This is a genomic window from Streptomyces sp. NPDC050508, from assembly GCF_040655155.1.
In the GTDB taxonomy this organism is placed as follows: Bacteria; Actinomycetota; Actinomycetes; order Streptomycetales; family Streptomycetaceae; genus Streptomyces.
Genome location: NZ_JBFAJJ010000010.1, coordinates 349,172 through 372,687, shown reverse-complemented (window position 1 = coordinate 372,687; position 23,516 = coordinate 349,172). Strand labels below are relative to the sequence as shown.

Genomic DNA, 23,516 nt, shown 5'->3' with positions numbered 1-23,516 from the left:
CGGGCGGTTGCCGAGCCCGCCGTACTGCTTCAGCTCCGCCTCGATCATGTCGAGGTGCGCGCCTCCGCGCGCTGGGGCTCTCGACACCGGCGCGCCCCTACGGCTCCCTCTCGGCCGGCGCGTGGGGACAGTGGGACTTGGTGGGCCCTCACCGTGGGTCGGGCCGGACGCCGTAGGTCTCCCACAGGGCTACCGTTATGAGCGTGATGGACGTACGGCGCTCCGCCGAGCGCTACCCAGGGGGTGACCCGCAGGCCGGGATCCAGTCGTGGCACGCCTTCTCCTTCGGGCCGCACTACGAGCCCGACAACCTCCGGTTCGGGGCGATCATCGCCTGCAACGAGGAACGGCTTGCTCCCGGCGCCGGGTTCGACGAGCACCCGCACAGCCACACCGAGATCATCACCTGGGTCGTGGAAGGGGAGTTGAGCCATCGCGACTCCACCGGCCACCTCACCCGCGTCCGCCCCGGCGACGTCCAGCGCCTCAGTTCGGCGGCCGGTGTGCGGCACGTCGAGCGCAACGACAGCGACTCGCCCCTGACCTTCGTGCAGATATGGCTCGCCCCGCTGGAACCCGGCGGCGAACCGTCGTACGAGATAGTCCACGGCATCGCCGACTCCACCCCGTACGCGGTGCCGGAGGCGGGTGCGATGCTGCATGTGCGCCGTCTTGTGCCCGGCGAGCGCACGGCCGTACCGGACGCAGTGCATGTGTACGTCCATGTGGTGCGCGGTGAAGTGCGGCTGGGCGGCGAGAAGTTGGGGCCGGGGGACGCGGCGCGGATCACGGACGCACGGGATCTGGTGGCCGAGGCGGCGACCGGGGTCGAGTTGCTGCTGTGGGAGATGTCCTAGCGCTCGGGGAGTCAGCGCTCGGGGAGTTCGGCGAGTACCGCGTCCGTGAACGCCGGCCACGCCTCGACCGCCCACGGCCCGAACGCCCGGTCCGTCAGCGCGACGCAGGCCGCGCCCGCCGCCGGGTCGATCCACAGGAACGTACCGGACTGGCCGAAGTGGCCGAAGGTGCGTGGGGAGGACGAACTGCCCGTCCAGTGCGGGGACTTGGAGTCGCGGATCTCGAAGCCGAGGCCCCAGTCGTTGGGGTTCTGGTGGCCGTAGCCCGGCAGGACGCCCTTGGTGCCGGGGTACTGGACCGTCATCGCCTCGGCGACCGTACGGGGGTCGAGGAGGCGCGGGGCCTGGATCTCGGCGGCGAAGCGGAGCAGGTCCTCGACCGTCGAGATCCCGTCCTTCGCCGGGGAGCCGTCGAGGGTTGTTGAGCTCATGCCGAGGGGGGCGAGGACCGCCTGATGCAGGTACTCCGCGAACGGGATCTCCGTCGCCTTCGCGATGTGGTCGCCGAGCTGCTCGAAGCCCGCGTTCGAGTACAGGCGACGCTCCCCGGGCGGCGCCGTCACCCGGTGCTCGTCGAAGGCCAGCCCCGAGGTGTGGGCGAGGAGATGGCGGACGGTGGAGCCGGGCGGGCCCGCCGGTTCGTCCAGTTCGATCGCCCCCTCCTCGTACGCGACGAGAGCGGCGTACGCCGTGAGCGGCTTGGTGACCGAGGCGAGCGGGAAGCGTTGGCCGACCGGGCCGTGGGTCCCGAGAAGGGTTCCGTCGGCTCGTACGACACCCGTCGCCACGGTCGGCACCGGCCAGTTCTCGATCAACGCGAGGCTCTGCAAGGACATGCCGTCGAGCCTATGCGCTCAGCGGTGCGGCTCCGGCGGAATTCTTACCGGTTCCGCTTGCTTGGAGTGCACTCCAAGGCCATAGCGTGGTGGTCATGACGGTGATGGAGACCACAGGTGCCAGGACCGACAGCTGCGCGGGCCCGCCGCAGGGTGAGCGGCGTCCGGACGGCGCGGACAGCTACACGATCAGCGAGGTCGTCGCCTTCACCGGCCTGACGGCGCACACCCTGCGCTGGTACGAGCGCATCGGACTGATGCAGCACATCGACCGCTCGCACACCAACCAGCGCCGCTACAACAACCGCGACCTCGACTGGCTCGACCTCGTCGGCAAACTCCGCCTCACCGGCATGCCGGTCGCCGACATGGTCCGCTACGCCGAGCTGGTGCGCGAGGGCGACCACACCTACGGCGACCGCTTCGAGCTCCTGGAGGCGACCCGACGGGACGTCCTGGCCAGGATCGCCGAACTGCAGGACACACTCGCCGTACTCGACCGGAAGATCGCCTTCTACGGCGACGCCGGCCACGCATACGAGAAGGAGAAAGCCGGATGACCGACAGCACGATCCCGACCGCACGACTCGGCGCGGACGGCCCCGAGGTCGGCGTACAGGGGCTCGGCTGCATGGGCATGAGCTACGCCTACGGCCCCTCGGACGCGAACGAGTCGCGGGCCGCCCTGGACCGGGCGCTGGAGCTCGGCGTGACGCTGTACGACACGGCGGACATGTACGGCCTGGGGGAGAACGAGCGGTTCCTGTCGCCGTTCTTCAAGGCGCACCGCGACGAGATCGTCATCGCCACGAAGTTCGCCCTGACGACCCCGCCGGGGGAGCCCACCCGGCGCGTCATCCGCAACGACCGTCCGTACATCCGCCAGGCGGTCGAGGCGAGCCTGCAGCGCCTCGACATCGACGTCATCGACCTCTACTACATGCACCGCCGCGACCCGGCCGTCCCGATCGAGGACACCGTCGGCGCGATGGCGGAGCTGGTGGCCGAGGGCAAGGTGAAGCACCTCGGGCTGAGCGAGATCACGGGCGCGGAACTGCGGGCCGGACACGCCGTGCACCCGATCACCGCCGTGCAGTCGGAGTGGTCGCTGTTCAGCCGTGACGTCGAGATCAGCGTGGTCGGCGCCGCCGTCGAGCTGGGCGTGGCGGTCGTGCCGTACTCGCCGCTCGGCCGGGGTTTCCTCACCGGTTCCTTCGCGAGCGCCGAACAGGACCTGACGGAGGGCGACTTCCGCCGCACGCAGCCCCGCTTCACCGGCGAGAACGCGGCGGCCAACGGCGCGCTCCTCGACCCGATCCGCACGGTCGCCGAAGCCCACGGCGCCTCCCTCGGCCAGATCGCCCTGGCCTGGGTCCAGCAGCGGTCCCAGGTCCACGGCCTCCCGGTCGTCCCCATCCCCGGCACCACCAAGCCCGGCCGGGTGGAGGAGAACACGGCGGCGACGAGGATGGTCCTGACGGACGACGAACTGAGCCTGCTGGAGCCGATCGCAGGGAAGGTGGCGGGCGACCGCTACGCGGACATGTCGTTCGCTTCATCAAGCCGGGAGTAGAAAACGCCGCCGACTGGAGCGCCCCTTAAGGGGCGCGGGGAACTGCGCGACCAGCCACGACGGACCCGCGGCTAAAGCTCTGCCAGCAGCTCCGCTTTCTTCACGGCGAACTCGTCATCCGTCACCAGCCCCGCCTGATGAAGCTCCCCCAGATGCCGAATCCGCTCGGCGATATCCGCAGGATCACGCCGAGCGGCCGGCACCACAGCCGCAGACCGCCCGGACCGCACCGCCACAAGAACCGCCGCCGCGAACGGCAACGACTCATGCACGGGCCCATATCCCAACCCGAACACCACAGCCGCCGGATCCTGATCGACCGGCACAAGCGGCGCAGCCCCCCGCAACAGCCGTAGATGCCCTTCGAAAACCTCGGGCGACCGCCACTCGACCCCGCTCAGGTCGGCGACCGCGAAGCTCTGGTCGCCGGCCTTCCACTTCGCGGACGACGCCCCCGTCCAGAACCACCGGAACGACACCGTCTTCCCGTCGAAGGTCGCCTTCCCGTCGTACGCCTTGAACCGCAACGGCACCTCCGGCGCGGCCACGAGAAACCTCTCGGCAGCCCCGTCGTCCGGCTTCAGCTGCGCACGCAACTCGTCGGCGTAGTACTCGGCGAGGGTCTCGCGCTCGGCCGGCAGCACCAGCCGGTACGGGTCGCACCCTTCCTTCAGCTGGCCCGCGGCCGCCTCCATCAGCGGGTCGGCGCCCGCCCGGGGTTCCGCGCGGAGCACGACCGTGCCGCGCCGACCCGGGGCGAGCGTCACCGTCTCGATCGCCTCGTAGGGGATCCGGCGTTCACCGAGCGCCTGAAATAGCTTGGGTGTTCGAATGCCGCGTTCGTAGCGGATGAGCACGGAGTCGGACTCGAACTCCCAGGCGGCATGAAATCCGGCCAGTACGTCACCCATGCGGCTCATCGTAGGCGGCACACGCTCCTCCGTCCCATCCCCGCGCAGACCGCACTTCCTGCTGTTTCTACGCGCGTCCGGCCGCCTGGGCGGCGGACAAACCCTCTCGACAGGTGTCACCTTCGTGCGCGCACGTCACCGCGCGGTACGCGCCAACCCCGATGTCGGCGAAGTTCGCGAGACTGTCGGTGCCCGACGCGAAATATCCGGTGTGGCCCTTGGCGTCCTTCGCCGACAGCACCCGCGCGCCGAACGCGTCGGACACCGGGTCCTCGCCGTGCCCGAAACCGCCGACCTCCATGTACGGCACGTCCTGGATCCAGTCGTCGGCGTCCCGCATCGCCCACACCCGCGCGAGCGTGTGCAGGTGGGAGGCCTTGGAGGCCCGCATGCCGGGGCTGCCGGCCACCGCGATGTCGGTCACCCGCGACGGCAGCTCGTGCGCGGCGACCCCGCACACCACGGAGCCGTAGCTGTGGCAGAACAGGGCGACCTGCGAGGTGCCGGGCAGCGCCCGCACCAGCGCGTTCAGCCGTACGGCGCCAGCCTCGGCGCGCCCTGCGGTGGCCGAGTCGATGCCGAGGCCGCCGGGGGCCGTGTAGTCGGCCCAGGCGATGACGGCCGTCCGCGTGCCGGTCGTGTCCGTCGCGGACTTCGCCGAGTTCTCGGCCGCGTACAGGTTCTGGGCCATGCCGACCGGCGCCGAGTACTCCTTGTACGACTTCTGGAAGGTGAGCAGGTCGGTGTCGACCCCGGGGACGATCACCGATACGCGCTGCGCCGTGTCCAGGTCGCCGAAGACCTCGGCGATCCGGCCCGAGCCCTCGGGGTCGAAGGCCAGGATGTGGCGGTCATCGCTCATCAGCGCCTCGAAGCGGTGCATGAGGCGGCCCGCCTCCTGCTTGCCGAGGGGCGTGAGACGGCTGTCGTGCGTGCGCTTCTTCTCGACCTTGCGGGCCTGGTCGAGGGCGATGTGGTTGGCGCGGTAGCGCAGCGAGACCGGGGCGCCGTTCATGTTGCCGACCGCGAGCGGATAGCGGTGCGCGAGGCGCGTCCGCTGCTGCGCGGTGAGCGAGGCGAAGAAACGGGCCAGCCGGGTCGGGGAGGCGTCCGGGTCGGGCAGCGCGTGCCCGTCGATCCGGCCGTGCTCCCACGCGGAGAGGGAGGCCTGGAGTGCCGTTTTCCCGGGGTGGCTGCGGACCGCGGTCCAGCCGGTGGTCGCCAGCATCACGAACACCACGGCCAGCGCGGCCAGTGCGCGCCAGGCGTTCAGCGTGGGGGAGGAGTCGAAGGAAGTCACTGGGAGGACACACTAGGAGAACGAGAGGGTCTCGCGTTAACCGAGTGACGGGGATCACGTTTCAGCGGTACGTGACGAGAAACTCAGTACGACTCACCTTGTGCGACTCGTGCGCCAGTTCCCGGCGAGCGCCGGTCCCACCCCGTCGAGGTAGTCGGCGGTCAGCTCCCGCATCGCCTCGATGCTGAGGTCGTCCCCCGCGATCCACATCCGCTCCACCACCCGCATCACCCCGCCGAAGACGGCCACCACCAGCCGCGGCCGGGGGTCGGTGTCCACGTCGAGCCCCTCGCGCTCGGCGACGATCCGCGCCAGCTCCTCCTCCAGCTCCTGCGAGCGCCGCAGATGCGCGGCGAGCAGCGCGGGCGTCGACTCGATCACCCGGTAGGTGCGCATGTGCAGGTCCAGCGGTACGACCTGCTGAATCGCCTCGTTGATGGTGTCCCAGCTCTCCAGCACGGCCCGGCGCAGCGCCTCCAGCGGGGCCTCGTGCGGCGGGCGGGCGCGGACGGCCGTCACGAAGTGCGTCTCCGTGAGCCGGGGCACGAAGAACGCGGCCTCCTCCTTGCTCGCGAAGTAGCGGAAGAAGGTGCGCTGCGAGACGTCGACGACCCCGGCGATCTCGTCGACCGTGGTCTGTTCGTACCCCTTGGTCGTGAACAGCTCCAGGGCGGCGCGCAGCAGCGCGTCCCGCGTACGGGCCTTCTTGCGCTCGCGCAACGTCTCCATGCTGTTCTCCTCGTACTTGTTGACAGTCGCCGACATCTGAACCTGTTTGTCAACTGTCAGCGGCTGACATTAGCCTCGAACGCATGACTAGTCAGACCACCATCAGCGCGACGGGGCCGGGGGACAAGGCGCCGGCCGCCCCGTCCGACCCGACGCCCTCCACGGGGCTGCGCGGCCACCCGTGGTTCACCCTCATAACCGTCGCCGTCGGCGTCATGATGGTGGCCCTCGACGGCACCATCGTCGCGATCGCCAACCCGGCCATCCAGAAGGACCTCGGCGCCAGCTTCGCCGACGTCCAGTGGATCACCAACGGCTACTTCCTCGCCCTCGCGGTCTCCCTCATCACCGCCGGCAAGCTCGGTGACCGCTTCGGCCACCGCCAGACCTTCCTGATCGGCGTGAGCGGCTTCGCCCTCGCGTCCGGCGCCATCGGCCTCTCCCACAGCATCGCGTTCGTCGTCACCTTCCGCGTGCTCCAGGGCCTGTTCGGCGCGCTGCTGATGCCGGCCGCGCTCGGCCTGCTGCGGGCCACCTTCCCGGCCGAGAAGCTCAACATGGCCATCGGCCTGTGGGGCATGGTCATCGGCGCCTCCACCGCGGGCGGCCCGATCCTCGGCGGCGTACTCGTCGAGCACGTCAACTGGCAGTCGGTGTTCTTCATCAACGTGCCGGTCGGCGCCATCGCGCTGGTCCTCGGCCTGCTGATCCTCCGCGACCACCGCGCGGAGAACGCGCCGCGCTCCTTCGACATCCTCGGCATCGCGCTGCTCTCCGGCGCGATGTTCTGCCTCGTCTGGGCCCTCATCAAGGCGCCGACCTGGGGCTGGGCTTCCGCCACGACCTGGTCGTTCCTCGCCGTTTCGGTGCTGGGCTTCGCACTGTTCGCGTTCTGGGAGCAGAAGGTCGCGGAACCCCTCATCCCCCTGGGCCTGTTCCGCTCGGTCCCGCTGTCCGCAGGCGTCGTGTTGATGGTCCTGATGGCGATCGCCTTCATGGGCGGCCTGTTCTTCGTGACGTTCTACTTGCAGAACGTGCACGGCATGAGCCCCATCGACGCCGGTCTCCACCTCCTCCCGCTCACCGGCATGATGATCGTCGGCTCCCCGCTGGCCGGCGCGGCGATCACCAAGCTCGGCCCGCGCATCCCGCTGGCCGGCGGCATGGCGGCCACCGCGATCGCCATGTTCGGCATGTCCACCCTCACCTCGGACACCGGCAGCGCGGTCATGTCGATCTGGTTCGCCCTGCTGGGCCTCGGCCTCGCCCCGGTGATGGTCGGCGCCACCGAGGTCATCGTGGGCAACGCGCCCATGGAGCTCTCCGGCGTCGCCGGCGGTCTCCAGCAGGCCGCGATGCAGATCGGCGGCAGCCTCGGTACGGCCGTCCTCGGCGCCGTCATGGCGTCCCGCGTCGACAGCGACCTGCCCGGCAACTGGGCGGACGCGGGCCTGCCCAAGCTCACCCAGCCCCAACTGGACGCCGCCGCCGAAGCGGTACAGGTCGGCGTCGCCCCGGTCGCCAAGGGCACCCCGGAGGCGATCGCCGCGAAGATCACGCAGGTCGCCCACGACACGTTCATCTCCGGCATGAGCCTGGCCTGCCTCGTCGCCGCCGGCGTAGCGGTGGTCGCGGTGTTCGTCGCACTCCTCACCAAGCGCGGCGAGAACGTGGAGGCGGGCGCGGGCGCGGCGCACATCTAACCCATTTCCAGGCCGAGTTCGCCTATCAGGGTGACTCCGCTAAAGATTCCTGGCACCCGGCCCGCGCCGCAGGTCACAGTGGGTCAAGTCCTCCGCAGGGCAGGGAGGACGAGTGGTCTGCGGCGCGCTGCCGGAGGGGGGCAGCGCGCAAGCAGGCTTTTTTCGTGCGTACGGGGGTATTCGTCTGGTGACCGAACTGGCATGAACGCCCAGGGAGTTGACGATGACGGGCTTCGGAAACGGAAAGCAACGGACCGGGCCGGACCGCGCGACGCTCGGCATTGTCGGACTGGTCTGCGCGGTCGCGGGCTTCTTCACCCTGGGGATCGTCCTCGGCCCGATCGCGGTGATCTGCGGCTGGCTGGCCATGGGCCGCAGGTGGACGGGCTCACGCCGGGCGATGGCCCTGGTGGCCCTGGTCCTGGGCGCGATAGACACGGTGGCCGCGGTTCTATGGACGTTTTTCTGAACCGGGGCTGACCAGACTCGGCACCTCTGACAGCGCCGCCACCTGCGCCCGCAGCGCCCGCACCTCCTCCGTCAGCGCCTCGATGGCCTCCGTCTGCCGCCGCTCCTCCACGTCGTCCTTCTCGAACCGGGCGATGAACCACGTGGCGATGTTCGCGGTGACGACACCGAGCAGCGCGATACCGGACAGCATCAGCCCGACGGCGATCATCCGCCCCAGCCCGGTGGTCGGCGCGTGGTCCCCGTACCCCACGGTCGTCATGGTCGTGAACGACCACCACACGGCGTCACCCAGCGTCCGGATGTTCCCGTGGGGCGAGTCCCGTTCCACGGACAGCACCGCGAGCGAGCCGAACATCAGCAGCCCGATCACCGCGCCGGCGACATACGTCGTCAGCTGGATCTGCGAGGCCATCCGCGCCCGCCGCCCGACGAGTATCAGCGTCGACACCATGCGCAGCAGCCGCAGCGGCTGAAGCATCGGCAGCACCACCGCACACAGGTCCATCCAGTGCGTCCGCACGAACCGCCGCCGGTCCCGGGACATCGCGAGCCGCATCAGATAGTCGGCGGCGAACGCCCCCCACACCACCCACTCGACCCCCGTGCACACCGTCGTCAGACGATGCCCGGCGGTCGAGTCCACGATCGGCACGGCATAGGCCACGGCAAACGCAACGGCGAGCGCCAGCAACGGCCGCTGAGTCCGCTGCTCCCAACGGGCTTGCGCCGATTGTTGCTTCATGACGGCATGTTAGGTGGCGGGGAGCACCCCGATGGGCGCCCCGAAGGGGCCGCCCTTCAGGGGCGCGGGGAACTGCGCGACCAGCCCCCACGCACCCGCACCCGACAAACGACTACGCGTCTCCGCCCGCCGCACCCGGATCAGCCGAAGCCACATCCAGCAACTGATACCGATCGATCGCCTGCTTCAACACAGACCGATCAACCTTCCCCTCCCGCGCCAACTCCGTCAGCACAGCCACCACAATCGACTGCGCGTCAATGTGGAAGAACCGCCGAGCCGCCCCCCGCGTGTCCGCGAACCCGAACCCATCAGCCCCCAACGACTGATAAGTCCCGGGCACCCACCGAGCGATTTGATCAGGAACCGACCGCATCCAGTCCGAAACGGCCACGAACGGCCCCTCCGCCCCGCTCAACTTCCGCGTGACATAAGGAACCTGCTGCTCCTCCTCGGGATGCAGCAAGTTGTGCCGCTCCACCTCGACCGCCTCGCGCCGCAGCTCGTTCCAGGAGGTCGCGGACCACACATCGGCCCGCACGTTCCAGTCCTCGGCAAGGATCCGCTGCGCCTCGATCGCCCACGGCACAGCCACACCCGACGCCATGATCTGCGCCGGAACCGTCCCCGCCGCACCCTGACTGATGCGGTGGACGCCCTTGAGGATGCCCTCCACATCGACGTCCGCAGGCTCGGCCGGGTGCTGGATCGGCTCGTTGTAGACGGTGAGGTAGTAGAAGACGTCCTCACTGTCCGGCCCGTACATCCGCCGCAGCCCGTCCTGCACGATGTACGCGATCTCGTACGAATACGCCGGGTCGTAGGCGACACACCCCGGGTTGGTCGACGCCAGCAACTGCGAGTGGCCGTCCGCGTGTTGCAGACCCTCGCCGGTCAGAGTCGTACGACCCGCGGTCGCGCCCAGCACGAAACCGCGCGCCAACTGGTCGGCCATCTGCCAGAACTGGTCACCGGTGCGCTGGAAACCGAACATCGAGTAGAAGACGTAGACCGGGATGAGCGGCTCGCCGTGCGTCGCGTAGGCGGAACCCGCCGCGATCAGCGAGGCGGTGCAGCCCGCCTCCGAGATGCCGTCGTGCAGCATCTGCCCGGTCGGTGACTCCTTGTACGCGAGCAGCAGTTCGCGGTCCACCGACTCGTACTGCTGGCCGAGCGGGTTGTAGATCTTCGCGCTCGGGAAGAACGAGTCCATACCGAACGTGCGGTACTCGTCCGGCGCGATCAGCACGAACCGCCTGCCGATCTCCTTGTCCCGCATGAGGTCCTTGAGCAGCCGTACGAACGCCATGGTGGTGGCGATCGACTGCTGCCCTGACCCCTTCTTCACACTCGCGTACGTCTTGTCCTCGGGCAGGACCAGCGGCTTCGAGCGGACGACACGCGTCGGGACGTAGCCGCCCAGCGCGTTGCGCCGGTCGTGCATGTACTGGATCTCCTCCGAGTTCCGGCCCGGGTGGAAGTACGGCGGCGCGCCGGACTCCAGCTCCTGGTCGGTGATCGGCAGGTGCAGCCGGTCGCGGAAGCCCTTGAGGTCGGCGACCGTCAGCTTCTTCATCTGGTGCGTGGCGTTGCGGCCCTCGAAGTTGGGGCCCAGCGTCCAGCCCTTGACCGTCTGGGCGAGGACGACGGTCGGCTGGCCCCGGTGCTGCTTGGCCGCCTCGAAGGCCGCGTACACCTTCTGGTGGTCGTGCCCGCCGCGCCCCAGGTGCAGGATCTGGTCGTCGGTCATGTTCTCGACCATCGCGCGCAGCCGGTGATCGTGCCCGAAGAAGTGCTCGCGGATGTACGCGCCGGTCTCCGTCGCGTACGTCTGGAACTGGCCGTCCGGCGTGGTGTTGAGCTGGTTCACCAGCACGCCGTCGCGGTCCTGGGCCAGCAGCGGGTCCCAGGTGCGGTCCCAGACCAGCTTGATGACGTTCCAGCCGGCGCCCCGGAACTGCGACTCCAGCTCCTGGATGATCTTGCCGTTGCCGCGCACCGGGCCGTCGAGCCGCTGGAGGTTGCAGTTGACGACGAACGTCAGGTTGTCCAGGCCCTCGCGCGCAGCGATCGACAGCTGGCCGAGCGACTCCGGCTCGTCCATCTCGCCGTCGCCGAGGAACGCCCACACGTGTGACCTGGAGGTGTCCGCGATCCCGCGCGCCTCCATGTAACGGTTCATCCGCGCCTGGAAGATCGCGCCGAGCGGGCCCAGGCCCATGGACACGGTCGGGAACTCCCAGAAGTCCGGCATCGACCGAGGGTGCGGGTACGAGGACAGTCCGTACGGCGCCTTCGACTTCTCCTGGCGGAACGCGTCCAGCTGCTGCTCGCTGAGCCGGTCCAGGAGGAACGCGCGGGCGTAGATGCCCGGCGAGGCGTGCCCCTGGAAGAAGATCTGGTCGCCGCCGTCGCCCTGGTCCTTGCCCCGGAAGAAGTGGTTGAAGCCCACGTCGTAGAGGGAGGCGGAGGAGGCGAACGTGGCGATGTGGCCGCCGACGCCGATGCCGGGACGCTGGGCCCTGGACACCATCACGGCCGCGTTCCAGCGGGTGGCGTTCAGGATCCGGCGCTCGATCTCCTCGTTGCCGGGGAAGAACGGCTCGTCCTTGGTGGCGATGGTGTTGACGTAGTCCGTGCTGCGCATCTCGGGCACGGCGACGCGCTTCTCGCGGGCCCGCTCGATCAGCCGGAGCATCAGATAGCGGGCCCGCTCACGGCCGCGCTGGTCCACGGCGGCGTCGAGCGAGTCGAGCCACTCCTGGGTCTCTTCGGGATCGAAGTCAGGAACCTGACTCGGAAGGCCGCCAATGATGATCGGATTGCGATCGGATCCGGAAGCCACGCTGTTCCTTACCTGTCAGAGGGAGCTGGGTGAGGGGGCTGCACCGTTCCCCATGGTCTACCGCAGGGCGGTAATCGTCATCTCTACCGTGAGGTAACCGTGACTCGTTTAGCAAAGTCATTCGAGTCGCGTACCCTCGAAGGGTTCTCAAACGTGCAAACCGGGCAGAACGCTGTGGTGTACGTCACCAGCGGTCGCGATAGCGTGCCTGGAGTTGCGGCGACACGGCCAGGATCGTCACCGTTTCGGCGTTCCGAATCGCCGGGTACTTGCGCGATCCGGCCCGTCCGTGTGGACTACGGCCAATGCTTCGCGCACGCGCGATGCTGGACATTCATCAAGACATGATCAGGAGGCAACCCGTGAGCGCGACCGCGGACCACGCGGAGGAGCGGACGAACCCTGCCGTCAGGCTGGGGTTCCAGCCCGAGCAGGTGGTCCAGGAGATCGGCTACGACGACGACGTAGACCAGGAACTCCGCGAGGCCATTGAAGAAGTCATCGGCAGCGACCTGGTGGACGAGGACTACGACGACGTCGCCGATGCCGTGGTGCTGTGGTTCCGCGACGAGGACGGCGACCTGACCGACGTGCTGGTGGACGCCATCTCGTACGTCGAGGAGGGCGGCTCGATCCTGCTGCTGACGCCGAAGACCGGCCGTGACGGCTACGTCGAGCCCAGCGACATCTCGGAAGCCGCCACGACCGCGGGCCTTTCCGCGGCCAAGAGCGTCAGCGTGGGCAAGGACTGGAGTGGCAGCCGGCTGGTGACGCCCAAGGCAGCCAAGTCCAAGAGGTAGGCCCCGGAGGTACCTCGATCGTTGAACCCCGGACGGGCTGGCCACGCCAGCCCGTCCGTCCGCATGCGGTGATCGCTGCGTAGGGTGGGTCGGCGGGTGGACTCACCCGAACAGCCCCACCGAAGGGATGCAGGACGACATGGCGATCCAGGTCGGCGACAAGGCCCCCGATTTCGAGCTCAAGGACAACCACGGCGCCACCGTGAAGCTGTCCGACTTCCGGGGCGAGAAGAACGTGGTGCTGCTCTTCTACCCCTTCGCCTTCACCGGCGTCTGCACCGGCGAACTGTGCTCCCTGCGCGACAACCTGCCGCAGTTCACCGACCGCGACACCCAACTCCTCGCGGTCTCCAACGACTCCATCCACACCCTGCGCGTCTTCGCCGAGCAGGAGGGCCTGGAATACCCGCTGCTCTCCGACTTCTGGCCGCACGGCAACACTTCGCGCGCGTACGGCGTCTTCGACGAGGACAAGGGTTGCGCGGTGCGCGGGACCTTCATCATCGACAAGGAGGGCGTCGTGCGCTGGACGGTCATCAACGGCCTGCCGGACGCGCGCGACCTGGGCGAGTACGTGAAGGCGCTCGACACCCTGTGATTGTTAGGTTCCAGGGCCTGCGAGGGTCGGGAACCCGTCACTAGGATCGAGACGTTGATCCGATACCGACGCACTACGGGGCATCCCCGCCCCTGGACACCAATGGAGGACTCGTGGGAGTCAGCCTCAGCAAGGGCGGCAACGTTTCACTGACCAAGGAGGCCCCGGGCCTGACCGCGGTCATCGTCGGTCTGGGGTGGGACGTCCGCACCACCACCGGTACCGACTTCGACCTCGACGCCAGCGCACTGCTGCTGAACGGCGCGGGCAAGGTCGCCAGCGACGCCAACTTCGTCTTCTTCAACAACCTGAAGAGCCCCGACGGCTCCGTCGAGCACACCGGTGACAACACCACCGGTGAGGGCGAGGGCGACGACGAGGCGATCAAGGTGAACCTCGCGGCGGTCCCGGCCGACGTCGACAAGATCACCTTCCCGGTCTCGATCTACGACGCCGAGAACCGCCAGCAGTCCTTCGGCCAGGTCCGCAACGCGTTCATCCGCGTGGTGAACCAGGCGGGCGGCGCCGAGATCGCCCGCTACGACCTCTCAGAGGACGCCTCGACCGAGACCGCCATGGTCTTCGGCGAGCTCTACCGCAACGGCGCGGAGTGGAAGTTCCGCGCCATCGGCCAGGGCTACGCCTCGGGCCTGCGCGGCATCGCCCAGGACTTCGGCGTCAACGTCTGACGCCCGAAGTCTGACGTACGGAGGCTTCACCGCCCGGGCGCCGCACGGTTCGCGTGCGGCGTCCGGGGGTCCCCCGCTGGGGGAGCGCACGACAACCAAAGAAGCATCACCTCGGGGAGGACCAGCACTATGGGCGTCACGCTCGCCAAGGGGGGCAACGTCTCCCTGTCCAAGGCCGCACCGAACCTCACGAACGTACTGATCGGGCTCGGCTGGGACGCACGCTCCACCACCGGAGCCGACTTCGACCTGGACGCCAGCGCGCTGCTGTGCGCCGGCGGGCGGGTGATGGGGGACGAGTGGTTCATCTTCTACAACCAACTCAAGAGCCCGGACGGCTCGGTGGAGCACACCGGCGACAACCTCACGGGTGAGGGCGAGGGCGACGACGAGTCGATCCTGGTCGACCTCCCGAAGGTGCCGGCCACCTGCGACAAGATCATCTTCCCGGTCTCCATCCACGACGCCGACAACCGCGGCCAGACCTTCGGCCAGGTCAGCAACGCGTTCATCCGCGTCGTCAACCAGGCCGACGGCCAGGAACTCGCCCGCTACGACCTCTCCGAGGACGCCTCCACCGAAACGGCCATGATCTTCGGCGAGCTCTACCGCTACCAGGGCGAGTGGAAGTTCAGGGCGGTGGGGCAGGGGTACGCGTCCGGACTGCGGGGCATCGCGATGGACTTCGGGGTCAACGTCTCGTAAAGGCGTTGTCCACACCGGCTGTCCCGGTCGGCGGGGTCTCCCTTTAGACTCAGTGCTCGACGTCAAATTTTAAGTAAAGCCGAGTGCGGCGCGGGGGGAGAACCTCCCCCAGACTTCGTCTGGGGGACCCCCAACACACGATTGGGTAGCCAGTGCTTCTGAAAACCTTCGGCTGGTCGTTCGCGGTCACCGCGCTCGGCCTCGTCGCAGCGGCGTTCTACGGGGGGTGGGAAGCCTTCGGCATCGTGGCGATCCTGGCCGTCCTGGAGATCTCGCTGTCCTTCGACAACGCGGTGGTCAACGCCGGGATCCTGAAGAAGATGTCCGCCTTCTGGCAGAAGATCTTCCTCACGGTGGGTGTCCTGATCGCCGTCTTCGGCATGCGGCTGGTGTTCCCCGTCGTCATCGTCGCCGTCACCGCCAAGAAGAATCCCATCGACGCGGTCAACCTGGCGCTGACCGACAAGGACCAGTACCAGCAGCTGGTCACCGACGCCCACCCGGCGATCGCGGCCTTCGGCGGCATGTTCCTGCTGATGATCTTCCTGGACTTCATCTTCGAGGACCGGGACATCCAGTGGCTGCGCTGGATCGAGCGCCCGCTGGCCAAGCTGGGCAAGGTCGACATGCTGTCGGTCTGCATCGCGCTGATCGCCCTGCTGGTCACGTCGATGACCTTCGCGGTCCACGCCCACCAGCACGGCGGCGCCCACGCGGACAAGGCCCAGACGGTTCTGATCTCCGGCATCGCGGGCCTGATCACGTACATGATCGTCGGCGGACTCTCCGGCTACTTCGAGGACAAGCTCGAAGAAGAGGAGGAGCGGGAGCACGAGGAGCAGGAAGAGGCCGCGCGCACCGGCAAGCAGCGCTCGGCGGTAGTCCTCGCCGGCCAGGCCGCGTTCTTCATGTTCCTGTACCTCGAAGTCCTGGACGCCTCGTTCTCCTTCGACGGAGTGATCGGCGCGTTCGCCATCACCAACGACATCGTGCTGATGGCACTGGGCCTGGGCATCGGCGCGATGTACGTCCGCTCCCTGACGGTCTACCTGGTCCGCCAGGGCACGCTCGACGACTACGTCTACCTGGAGCACGGCGCCCACTACGCGATCGGCGCCCTGGCCGTGATCCTCATGGTCACCATCCAGTACCAGATCAACGAGGTCATCACCGGCCTGGTCGGCGTCGTCCTGATCGGCTGGTCCTTCTGGTCCTCGGTCCGCCGGAACAACGCCCTCGCGGAAGCCGAGGGAAAAGCCGGCTCGGACGAGAAGACTGAGGTCCCGTCCGGGGTGTGACAAGCTCCCCGGTAAGGGAACGCTCTGTTCGGGGCGGCGGCCGGAGGACATGCCCTCGGTTCGCCGCCCCGACGGCTTTGTCATGCGGAATGCGGAACGCAGAAGTGGACGTGGGGGCGGGACATGGGCTTCTTCGACGGGATCTGGCGGCGTGAGATCGACTTCGACTCGGGCAGCGCGGCCAGCAACGCGATCGAACTGACCAAACGGCACCACCAGGTCTCGCTCACCAAGCAGGGCGCGGCCACCGGCAACCTCCGCGTCAACCTCACCTGGCGGATGCGGACCTCCGACATCGGCGGCCCCCAGCGGGACAGCCTGCTGCGGCACCCCTTCAAGGCGCTGAAGCCGCCGGAGGTCATGGGCCACAGCCAGAGCATGGTCAACGTCGACCTCGACCTGGGCTGCCTGTACGAGCTCATGGACGGCACCAAGGGCGTCGTCCAGCCACTCGGCGGCCTCCTCGGCGACGTCAACTCACCGCCGTACGTGAAACTCAGCGGCGACGACCGCTTCGGCTCCGCGTCCGGCGAGACGATGTACGTCAACCTCGACCACCGCGACCAGATCAAGCGCCTCCTGGTCTTCGTCTACATCTACGACCAGACCCCGGCCTTCGACCGCACCCACGCGATCGTCACCCTGTACCCCAGCAACGGCCCCCGCATCGAGATAGGCCTCGACGAACGACACCCCCAGGCCCGCTCCTGCGCGGTCGTGATGATCGAGAACGTCAAGGGCGAACTGGTCGTCCGCCGCGAGGTGAAGTTCGTGTACGGCTTCCAGGCAGAACTGGACCGGTTGTACGGGTGGGGACTGCAGTGGGGGCGGGGTTACAAGACGAAGGTCGAGCGCTGAAGCGCCCCGCAGGGGCAGCTTCAGGGGCGCGGGGAACTGCGCGCCCAGCCCCCACCGGGCCGGCAGTCAAAACTCAACGCACCCATCCTCAGATGAACTGCGGCCCCTGAGGAGGCAACCGAAAATCCGGATCCGGCGCAGTAGCCACAGGCACCGGCTGCGGATACCCGTACGTCCCCGCCGGAGCCGCCTGCGGGTACCCGTACGCGGGCTGAGTCGCCGGCTCCTGCGGATACCCGTACGCGGGCTGCACGGGGACGGGGACCGCCGTCGGCTGCTCCGGAGGCAACGGCTGGGAGGTCTCGGGGGGCGCCTCCGCCGATTCGTCGACCGTGATGCCGAAGTCCATGGCCAGGCCGCGCAGCCCGTTCGCGTAGCCCTCGCCGAGCGCGCGGAACTTCCAGCCCTCACCCCGGCGGTACAGCTCGCCGCAGATCAGCGCGGTCTCCTCGCCGGTCTCCGGCTTGATGTCGAAATACAGCAGCGGTTCACCCTCGGCGACGGCCGCGTCGTACAGCAGGATGCGCAGGTCCCGTACGCGGTCGAAGGTCTTGTCCTCCGCCGAAGCGACCACCAGAATCCGGCTGACTTCGGGCTCGACACCGGTGAGATCTGTCTGGATCGTGTCGGTGGGGCCTTCGGCGACACGCTTCTTGCCGAGCCGCCAGACCTTCCCGGAGGGGTGCCGGGGCTGGTTGTAGAAGACGAAGTCCTCGTCGGAACGCACCCGACCGGTGGGGCCGAGGAGCAGCGCCGAGGCATCCACGTCCGGGACCCCCTGCCCGGGCGTCCAGCGCAGCACGGCACGTACCGTGGTGGCCTCCAGCGGGACGTTCGACCCCTTCAGCATCGCGTGCGTCATGCGGTCATCCTGCCTTCTCGGTCCTGGTCACGACAACGTGGGGGTTCGGACACCGACACGGCCGAGTTACCTGAAGTTCATGCCTGGCGGGAACTCCTGACATGGATTTGTACGTACTATTACCGGCCACCTATCGAAAATATTCACGAGCCACATCGTCACCACGGGGGAGCTTTATGCGTCATTTCGGGCACATTGCCCCTGAGGTGCGGCAGCGCCTCTTCTTCCAGGAGCCGTGCGAGTTCGACGCGGATTCCCCGGCCCGGCTGCTCGCCGCGGCCCTGGGCGCCACGCTCTACAGCCCGGCCACCCGGCCCCACCTCGCCGACGACGTCGTCAAGCTGGCGGCACGCGGCGTGGTGTCGATGGTGCTCTGCCTGGAGGACTCGATCGGCGACGAGGACGTCCCGGCCGCCGAGGAGAACCTGGTCCGGCAGTTCACCGACCTGGCCGCCCGCGCGGACGTGGAGCTCCCGCTGCTGTTCGTCCGGGTCCGCGTGCCCGAGCAGATCCCCGATCTCGTACGCCGCATGGGCCCGGCCGTGACACTCCTCTCCGGCTTCGTGATGCCGAAGTTCACCGAGGAGAGCGGCACCCCCTTCCTGGAGGCGCTGGCCTCCGCGGAGGCGGCGAGCGGCCACCGCCTGTTCGGCATGCCGGTCCTGGAATCGCCCGAGCTGCTCTACCGCGAGTCGCGCGTCGAGACCCTGGAGGGCATCTCCCGCGCCGTCGACAAGTACCGCGACCGCGTCCTGGCCCTCCGCCTCGGCGTCACCGACTTCTGCTCCTCCTACGGTCTGCGCCGGGCCTCCGACATGACGGCCTACGACGTCCAGATCGTCGCCTCCGTGATCGCCGACGTGGTGAACATGCTGGGCCGCGCCGACGGCACCGGCTTCACCGTGACCGGCCCGGTGTGGGAGTACTTCCGCGTCCAGGAGCGCATGTTCAAGCCGCAGCTGCGCCGCAGCCCCTTCCTGGAGGGCCAGGCCGAGGAGTTGCGCGAGGCGCTGATCGAGCACGCCATGGACGGGCTGCTGCGCGAGATCGCCCTCGACCAGGCCAACGGGCTGCTGGGCAAGACCTGCATCCACCCCACGCACGTACTGCCCGTGCACGCGCTGTCCGTGGTCAGCCACGAGGAGTTCTGCGACGCGCAGGACATCCTGCGGCCGGAGCGGGGCGGCGGGGGCGTGCTGCGCTCGGCGTACACGAACAAGATGAACGAGGTGAAGCCGCACCGCGCCTGGGCCGAGCGGACCATGCTGCGGGCCGAGATCTTCGGGGTCGCACGCGAGGACGTCGGCTTCGTGGAGCTGCTCGCCGCCGGAATCCCCGGCTGAATCGCAAGGGACGTATGAACAAGGCAGTGAACGACGGGGTCTGGTCGGGCAGTTGGGTCGCGGAGCGGCTCGGTGTCGGGCTGGTCGGCGACCCCGAGCTGACCGACCTCCTGGGACTCGCGCTCCGCCGCAACCCCAAGCGGGCCCACCTGCTGGTGTCGAACGTGCTCGGCAAGCACGTCCCCCAGTCGCCGTCGATCGTCTACGGCTACGGCTTCACCCTGGGGCGGCGGGTTCGCGAGCTGCTGGGCGCGGAGGAGTCCGCCCGGGCGGTGGTCCTCGGCTACGCGGAGACGGCGACGGGCCTGGGCCACGCGGTGGCCGACGGCATCGCGGTCGCCCCCTACCTCCACTCCACCCGCCGTCCGGTACCCGGCGTCGCCACGGCGGGCGGCTTCGAGGAGTCCCACTCCCACGCGACGTCCCACCTCCTGCTGCCCGAGGACCCTGAACTCCTTGCGGGCGAGGGCCCGTTGGTCCTGGTGGACGACGAGTTCTCCACCGGCAACACGGTCCTGAACACGATCCGCGACCTGCACGAGCGGTATCCGCGGGACCGGTATGTGGTCGTCGCCCTGGTCGACATGCGCTCGGCGGCGGACGCGGGCCGTCTGGACCAGTTCGCGGCGGAGATAGGCGCGAGGGTCGACCTGGTGGCAGCGGCATCGGGCACGGTTCGCCTGCCGGCGGGGGTGCTGGAGAAGGGGCAGGAGTTGGTGGCGCGGTACGAGACGGAGGGTGCCGGGGCGGGTAGTCGGTCGTCTGCGGCGCCGTCCGGGCTGGCCGCGCAGTTCCCCGCGCCCCTAAAAACGAACCTGGACGCCAATCCCCTAGGGGCGCGGGGAACTGCGCGCCCAGCCCCCACCGGCCCGCAGTCGACCCACAACCGAATCACCCGAGTCGAACTCCGCTGGCCCCACAACCTCCCCGACGGCGGAAGACACGGCTTCACCCCCCAACATCGAATACGCCTGGAACACGCCCTCCCGGCAATGGCAGCCCGCCTCGCAGAGGCGCTCCCCGCCGACGCCCACCGCGTGCACACCCTCGGTTTCGAAGAGCTGATGTACGCCCCGTTGAGGCTGGCCCGTGAGCTGGAGCAGGTCGTCGATGCCGACGTGACCTACTCCACCACCACCCGCTCACCCGTCCTCGCGGTGGACGACCCGGGCTACGCGATCCGCACCCGCCTCACCTTCCCGGCCCACGACAACCCCGCCGACGGCCCCGGCGACCGCTACGCCTACAACATCGCGGGCGCCGGCTTCGACGCCGTGGTCGCGATCATCGACTCCCGCGCGGACACCCCCGAACTGCACGGCCTGCTCGCCCAGTTGGCCGCGCACACCCCGCACGTCATCCTCGCGGTCGTCCCCTCGTACGTCCCCGAAAGGCCCCCCATGCTGCCCGAGCCCCTCCGCGGCCCCGCCTTCTCCTCGTACGCGCCCGAAGAGGTCGGCTGGCTGCTCCAGGACCTCTCGGACGTGACGCTGGAGGCGCCGGTCGAGGAGCGCGAGGAGGCCATCCAGAGCGGCGGGGCGCACTACGCGGAGTCGCTGCCGGTGGAGTACCAGCCGAGCGAGCAGTACCAGGAGCTGTTCCACACCGCGCTGGACGAGGCGGCGGGCCGACTCGCGCTGGCCGTCGGCGCCGTGACCGAACTCGTCCTCGCCGAGCGCTCACCGCACCCCGTGCTCGTCTCGCTCGCCCGCGCCGGCACCCCCGTCGGCGTTCTGATGCGCCGCTGGGCCCAGCACCGGCACGGTCTCGACCTGCCGCACTACGCCGTGTCGATCGTGCGCGGCCGAGGCATCGACGCCAACGCGCTGCGCTATCTCGCCGCCCACCACGACCCCGCCGACGTCGTGTTCGTCGACGGCTGGACAGGCAAGGGCGCCATCACCCGCGAACTCGCCGACGCGATCAGGGAGTTCGAGGAGTCCGACGGCATCACCGGCTTCGACCCGGAGATCGCGGTGCTCGCCGACCCCGGTTCCTGCGTGAAGACGTACGGCACCCGCGAGGACTTCCTCATCCCCTCCGCCTGCCTCAACTCGACCGTGTCGGGGCTGATTTCGCGTACGGTCCTGCGCTCGGACCTGGTCGGCCCGCACGACTTCCACGGCGCGAAGTTCTACCGCGAACTCGCCGGCGTGGACGTCTCGGTGGACTTCCTGGACGCCGTGGCCGCACGCTTCCCGGAAGTCACGGACGCCGTGGCGACACTCGCCAAGGAACTGCTGGCCGCCGACCGGACACCGACCTGGGAGGGTTGGGCGGCAGTTGAACGGATCAGCGAGGAGTACGGCATCCACGACGTGAACCTCGTCAAGCCCGGCGTCGGCGAGACCACCCGGGTGCTGCTGCGCCGGGTGCCCTGGAAGATCCTCGCGCGGGCCGGTGCGGGTGCCGACCTCGACCACGTCAGGCTGCTCGCCGAGCAGAGGGGCGTGCCCGTCGAGGAGGTGGCCGAACTGCCGTACACCTGCGTGGGGTTGATCCACCCCAAGTACACGCGGGGTGCCACGGGCGCTGACGGCAAGGCGGTGGCGGTCTGATGCCGGTACTCGTCGCGAGCGACCTCGACCGTACGCTCATCTACTCCTCGGCCGCCCTCGCGCTGACCATGCCGGACGCGCGGGCGCCCCGGCTGCTCTGCGTGGAGGTGCACGAGAGCAGGCCGCTGTCCTTCATGACGGAGACGGCGGCCGGACTCCTCACCGAAATCGGCGAACTCGGTGACGCGGCCGTCTTCGTGCCGACCACCACCCGCACCCGCAAGCAGTACCAGCGCATCAACCTGCCAGGCCCGGAGCCGAAGTTCGCGATCTGTGCCAACGGCGGCCATCTCCTCGTGGACGGTGTCACCGACGAGGACTGGCACGCCCGGGTACAGGCGAAGCTGGCCGCCGAGTGCGCGCCGCTGGAGGAGGTGCGGGACCATCTCGCCACCTCCGCAGATCCGGCGTGGGTGCGCAAGCACCGCGTCGCCGAGGACCTCTTCGCCTACCTCGTCGTCGAGCGCGAACTGCTCCCCGAGGAATGGGTGAAGGAGCTCGCGGTGTGGGCGGAGAACCGCGGCTGGACCGTGTCCTTGCAGGGCCGCAAGATCTACGCCGTACCGAAGCCCCTCACCAAGAGCGCGGCCATGCGCGAGGTGGCCCACCGAACGGGTGCCACCCTGGCCCTCGCAGCCGGCGACTCCCTACTGGACGCCGACCTCCTGCTGGCAGCAGACAAGGCTTGGCGCCCAGGCCACGGAGAGTTGGCGGACGAGGCCTGGACGGCCCCCAACGTCACGGCTCTACCGGAGCGGGGCGTGCTGGCGGGCGAACGGATCCTCCGAGAGTTCCTGAGGGCGGCCCGCACAACAACCCCCTAGGGGCAACCCCCAGGGGCGCGGGGAACTGCGCGACCAGCCACGACGCACCCGCAGCCAACAACGCAACGCACCCACTCTGCCTAGCCGCAGCACCCGCCACCACAACAACCGCCCCCGCCACCAGCTCCGGTCGCGGGGGCGGAGGACGTACCGCCCACCGCAACAGCCGACAGAAGCTTCACCGTGTCGGAGTGCCCCGCAGGGCAGTCCGCCGGCGCGGAGGACTCCGCCATCGGCCGACTCAGTTCGAACGTGGATCCACAGGTGCGGCAGCGGTACTCGTAGCGGGGCATGAGGACAGGCTAACGGGAGCGACCGTGTAGGAGATCCGTCAAGGGGCCAGGGGCCGTAGCCCCGGGGCATACAGGCCACGGGATTCTCTGACGCGTCCTCACTGCGGCCTCACAGGAACTTCTTTGCCCAGTCATAGCCTGGCGATGATCCGCCCTTTGTTTCGGGCGTGCATTTTTGACCCCGCGCCACCAAACGCTTTGGATTTAATTTCCATCCGGGTGTGCATATGAGCTCAGCGATCAATTTTCGTCGTAATTGATCAGATTTGGCGGCCTGAAATGTGCCTAGACTGTGAAGATCCCGGCGGGTATCTCTTGTGTGATTTTGGGCGCCGCCTGCACCCTGACATACCAGAGGAGTCCCGTGACGACCAGTCGCATAGGCCATTTCCGGAGAAGACCCAACGGCAGACCCCTGTCGGTCTCACCTCGACAGGTGGCAACGGCCACGACACTGGTGCTGTTGCTTGTCGCCGAAGCGGCCGTAACGCTCTCGACCACTGGACAAGCCTTCGCCGTCCCCGCTCACAAGGCGCCCACCACCTCGGCGGCGAAGTCCCGCGCCGCCTCTGCCGGGCCGCTCTCGGCTCCTGACGCGGCGTCGGCATTCGCCACCGCCCGACTGCGTAAACGTAAGGTCGAAATTCTCGACCAGCTCACGGCCAAGACCACCACTTGGGCAAATTCGAATGGCACGGTGACCACCCGGTCATATGCGGCG

General features: G+C 68.8%; 22 protein-coding genes. 14 read left to right on the top strand and 8 right to left on the bottom strand.

Annotated features, from left to right (window positions below; all coding sequences use genetic code 11):
* Positions 1 to 197 precede the first annotated feature (197 nt).
* A complete protein-coding gene (locus AB0I69_RS28865; protein ID WP_363098624.1) occupies positions 198 to 857 on the top strand; it encodes a pirin family protein in 660 nt (219 codons plus the stop codon).
* An 11-nt stretch (positions 858 to 868) separates the two neighbouring features.
* On the opposite strand, the gene AB0I69_RS28860 is transcribed toward AB0I69_RS28865, so the two are convergent.
* A complete protein-coding gene (locus AB0I69_RS28860) occupies positions 869 to 1,693 on the bottom strand; it encodes a serine hydrolase domain-containing protein (RefSeq protein ID WP_363098623.1) in 825 nt (274 codons plus the stop codon).
* A gap of 95 nt (positions 1,694 to 1,788) precedes the next feature.
* On the opposite strand from AB0I69_RS28860, the gene AB0I69_RS28855 reads away from it, so the two are divergent.
* Positions 1,789 to 2,253, top strand: a complete 465-nt coding sequence (locus tag AB0I69_RS28855; RefSeq protein WP_363098622.1) for a MerR family transcriptional regulator — start codon at positions 1,789 to 1,791, stop codon at positions 2,251 to 2,253.
* Entirely contained in the window at positions 2,250 to 3,266 is a 1,017-nt protein-coding gene (locus AB0I69_RS28850; RefSeq protein WP_363098621.1) for an aldo/keto reductase, read from the top strand. Before AB0I69_RS28855 ends, AB0I69_RS28850 begins: the two co-directional genes overlap by 4 nt.
* 71 nt (positions 3,267 to 3,337) lie before the next feature.
* On the opposite strand, the gene AB0I69_RS28845 is transcribed toward AB0I69_RS28850, so the two are convergent.
* The 3 genes from AB0I69_RS28845 to AB0I69_RS28835 form a co-directional block, all read right to left on the bottom strand.
* Positions 3,338 to 4,186, bottom strand: a complete 849-nt coding sequence (locus tag AB0I69_RS28845; RefSeq protein ID WP_363098633.1) for a DUF4429 domain-containing protein — start codon at positions 4,184 to 4,186, stop codon at positions 3,338 to 3,340.
* A 58-nt stretch (positions 4,187 to 4,244) separates the two neighbouring features.
* Positions 4,245 to 5,477, bottom strand: a complete 1,233-nt coding sequence (locus tag AB0I69_RS28840; RefSeq protein WP_363098620.1) for an alpha/beta hydrolase — start codon at positions 5,475 to 5,477, stop codon at positions 4,245 to 4,247.
* A gap of 93 nt (positions 5,478 to 5,570) precedes the next feature.
* Entirely contained in the window at positions 5,571 to 6,242 is a 672-nt protein-coding gene (locus tag AB0I69_RS28835; RefSeq protein WP_363098619.1) for a TetR family transcriptional regulator, read from the bottom strand.
* 47 nt (positions 6,243 to 6,289) lie between these two features.
* Here AB0I69_RS28835 and AB0I69_RS28830 point away from each other — a divergent pair, with 47 nt between their 5' ends.
* Together AB0I69_RS28830 and AB0I69_RS28825 are read left to right on the top strand one after the other, a co-directional pair.
* Positions 6,290 to 7,909 (top strand): MFS transporter, encoded by a 1,620-nt coding sequence (locus tag AB0I69_RS28830; RefSeq protein ID WP_363098618.1) that lies wholly within the window; start codon positions 6,290 to 6,292, stop codon positions 7,907 to 7,909.
* A 223-nt stretch (positions 7,910 to 8,132) separates the two neighbouring features.
* Positions 8,133 to 8,378: a DUF4190 domain-containing protein gene (locus AB0I69_RS28825; RefSeq protein ID WP_363098617.1), complete on the top strand. Its 246-nt coding sequence runs from the start codon at positions 8,133 to 8,135 to the stop codon at positions 8,376 to 8,378.
* Here AB0I69_RS28825 and AB0I69_RS28820 read toward each other — a convergent pair.
* Positions 8,361 to 9,122, bottom strand: coding sequence for a potassium channel family protein (locus AB0I69_RS28820; protein ID WP_363098616.1), 762 nt, complete (start codon positions 9,120 to 9,122; stop codon positions 8,361 to 8,363). The genes AB0I69_RS28825 and AB0I69_RS28820 overlap by 18 nt on opposite strands.
* Positions 9,123 to 9,234: 112 nt before the next feature.
* Positions 9,235 to 11,967, bottom strand: a complete 2,733-nt coding sequence (aceE, locus tag AB0I69_RS28815) for a pyruvate dehydrogenase (acetyl-transferring), homodimeric type (RefSeq protein ID WP_363098615.1) — start codon at positions 11,965 to 11,967, stop codon at positions 9,235 to 9,237.
* 362 nt (positions 11,968 to 12,329) lie between these two features.
* Between aceE and AB0I69_RS28810 the strand changes: the two genes are divergently transcribed.
* The 6 genes from AB0I69_RS28810 to AB0I69_RS28785 all read left to right on the top strand — a co-directional run bounded on the left by AB0I69_RS28810 (position 12,330) and on the right by AB0I69_RS28785 (position 16,915).
* Positions 12,330 to 12,767 carry a DUF3052 domain-containing protein gene (locus AB0I69_RS28810; protein WP_019060358.1) on the top strand — a complete coding sequence of 146 codons (438 nt, stop codon included), beginning with the start codon at positions 12,330 to 12,332 and terminating at the stop codon, positions 12,765 to 12,767.
* 139 nt (positions 12,768 to 12,906) lie between these two features.
* Positions 12,907 to 13,365 carry a peroxiredoxin gene (locus AB0I69_RS28805; RefSeq protein ID WP_363098614.1) on the top strand — a complete coding sequence of 153 codons (459 nt, stop codon included), beginning with the start codon at positions 12,907 to 12,909 and terminating at the stop codon, positions 13,363 to 13,365.
* 113 nt (positions 13,366 to 13,478) lie between these two features.
* Positions 13,479 to 14,054, top strand: a complete 576-nt coding sequence (locus AB0I69_RS28800; protein WP_363098613.1) for a TerD family protein — start codon at positions 13,479 to 13,481, stop codon at positions 14,052 to 14,054.
* A 129-nt stretch (positions 14,055 to 14,183) separates the two neighbouring features.
* On the top strand, positions 14,184 to 14,759 hold the full coding sequence (locus tag AB0I69_RS28795) for a TerD family protein (RefSeq protein ID WP_363098612.1): 576 nt from the start codon (positions 14,184 to 14,186) through the stop codon (positions 14,757 to 14,759).
* A gap of 152 nt (positions 14,760 to 14,911) precedes the next feature.
* A complete protein-coding gene (locus AB0I69_RS28790; protein WP_363098611.1) occupies positions 14,912 to 16,057 on the top strand; it encodes a DUF475 domain-containing protein in 1,146 nt (381 codons plus the stop codon).
* A 123-nt stretch (positions 16,058 to 16,180) separates the two neighbouring features.
* A complete protein-coding gene (locus AB0I69_RS28785; RefSeq protein ID WP_363098610.1) occupies positions 16,181 to 16,915 on the top strand; it encodes a Tellurium resistance in 735 nt (244 codons plus the stop codon).
* Positions 16,916 to 17,003: 88 nt separating this feature from the next.
* On the opposite strand, the gene AB0I69_RS28780 is transcribed toward AB0I69_RS28785, so the two are convergent.
* Positions 17,004 to 17,777, bottom strand: a complete 774-nt coding sequence (locus AB0I69_RS28780) for a TerD family protein (RefSeq protein ID WP_363098609.1) — start codon at positions 17,775 to 17,777, stop codon at positions 17,004 to 17,006.
* A 176-nt stretch (positions 17,778 to 17,953) separates the two neighbouring features.
* Here AB0I69_RS28780 and AB0I69_RS28775 point away from each other — a divergent pair, with 176 nt between their 5' ends.
* Genes AB0I69_RS28775 through AB0I69_RS28765 form a run of 3 tightly spaced genes read left to right on the top strand, consistent with a single transcriptional unit; the run spans position 17,954 to position 22,502 of the window.
* Positions 17,954 to 19,120 carry an HpcH/HpaI aldolase/citrate lyase family protein gene (locus AB0I69_RS28775; RefSeq protein WP_363098608.1) on the top strand — a complete coding sequence of 389 codons (1,167 nt, stop codon included), beginning with the start codon at positions 17,954 to 17,956 and terminating at the stop codon, positions 19,118 to 19,120.
* A 14-nt stretch (positions 19,121 to 19,134) separates the two neighbouring features.
* Complete coding sequence (locus AB0I69_RS28770; RefSeq protein ID WP_363098607.1) at positions 19,135 to 21,678, top strand: phosphoribosyltransferase; 2,544 nt, start codon at positions 19,135 to 19,137, stop codon at positions 21,676 to 21,678.
* Entirely contained in the window at positions 21,678 to 22,502 is an 825-nt protein-coding gene (locus tag AB0I69_RS28765) for an HAD family hydrolase (RefSeq protein ID WP_363098606.1), read from the top strand. The genes AB0I69_RS28770 and AB0I69_RS28765 overlap by 1 nt, the downstream gene beginning before the upstream one ends.
* An 80-nt stretch (positions 22,503 to 22,582) precedes the next feature.
* On the opposite strand, the gene AB0I69_RS28760 is transcribed toward AB0I69_RS28765, so the two are convergent.
* Positions 22,583 to 22,795 (bottom strand): zinc ribbon domain-containing protein, encoded by a 213-nt coding sequence (locus AB0I69_RS28760; protein ID WP_363098605.1) that lies wholly within the window; start codon positions 22,793 to 22,795, stop codon positions 22,583 to 22,585.
* Positions 22,796 to 23,516 lie beyond the last annotated feature (721 nt).

What these genes read in the sequence shown, in the direction of transcription:
- AB0I69_RS28865 (WP_363098624.1), top strand. Translation starts at nt 198, where the DNA reads ATGAGCGTGATGGACGTACGGCGCTCCGCCGAGCGCTACCCAGGGGGT.
- AB0I69_RS28860 (WP_363098623.1), bottom strand. Translation starts at nt 1,693, where the DNA reads ATGTCCTTGCAGAGCCTCGCGTTGATCGAGAACTGGCCGGTGCCGACC.
- AB0I69_RS28855 (WP_363098622.1), top strand. Translation starts at nt 1,789, where the DNA reads ATGACGGTGATGGAGACCACAGGTGCCAGGACCGACAGCTGCGCGGGC.
- AB0I69_RS28850 (WP_363098621.1), top strand. Translation starts at nt 2,250, where the DNA reads ATGACCGACAGCACGATCCCGACCGCACGACTCGGCGCGGACGGCCCC.
- AB0I69_RS28845 (WP_363098633.1), bottom strand. Translation starts at nt 4,186, where the DNA reads ATGAGCCGCATGGGTGACGTACTGGCCGGATTTCATGCCGCCTGGGAG.
- AB0I69_RS28835 (WP_363098619.1), bottom strand. Translation starts at nt 6,242, where the DNA reads ATGTCGGCGACTGTCAACAAGTACGAGGAGAACAGCATGGAGACGTTG.
- AB0I69_RS28830 (WP_363098618.1), top strand. Translation starts at nt 6,290, where the DNA reads ATGACTAGTCAGACCACCATCAGCGCGACGGGGCCGGGGGACAAGGCG.
- AB0I69_RS28825 (WP_363098617.1), top strand. Translation starts at nt 8,133, where the DNA reads ATGACGGGCTTCGGAAACGGAAAGCAACGGACCGGGCCGGACCGCGCG.
- AB0I69_RS28820 (WP_363098616.1), bottom strand. Translation starts at nt 9,122, where the DNA reads ATGAAGCAACAATCGGCGCAAGCCCGTTGGGAGCAGCGGACTCAGCGG.
- AB0I69_RS28805 (WP_363098614.1), top strand. Translation starts at nt 12,907, where the DNA reads ATGGCGATCCAGGTCGGCGACAAGGCCCCCGATTTCGAGCTCAAGGAC.
- AB0I69_RS28795 (WP_363098612.1), top strand. Translation starts at nt 14,184, where the DNA reads ATGGGCGTCACGCTCGCCAAGGGGGGCAACGTCTCCCTGTCCAAGGCC.
- AB0I69_RS28785 (WP_363098610.1), top strand. Translation starts at nt 16,181, where the DNA reads ATGGGCTTCTTCGACGGGATCTGGCGGCGTGAGATCGACTTCGACTCG.
- AB0I69_RS28780 (WP_363098609.1), bottom strand. Translation starts at nt 17,777, where the DNA reads ATGACGCACGCGATGCTGAAGGGGTCGAACGTCCCGCTGGAGGCCACC.
- AB0I69_RS28775 (WP_363098608.1), top strand. Translation starts at nt 17,954, where the DNA reads ATGCGTCATTTCGGGCACATTGCCCCTGAGGTGCGGCAGCGCCTCTTC.
- AB0I69_RS28770 (WP_363098607.1), top strand. Translation starts at nt 19,135, where the DNA reads ATGAACAAGGCAGTGAACGACGGGGTCTGGTCGGGCAGTTGGGTCGCG.
- AB0I69_RS28765 (WP_363098606.1), top strand. Translation starts at nt 21,678, where the DNA reads ATGCCGGTACTCGTCGCGAGCGACCTCGACCGTACGCTCATCTACTCC.
- AB0I69_RS28760 (WP_363098605.1), bottom strand. Translation starts at nt 22,795, where the DNA reads ATGCCCCGCTACGAGTACCGCTGCCGCACCTGTGGATCCACGTTCGAA.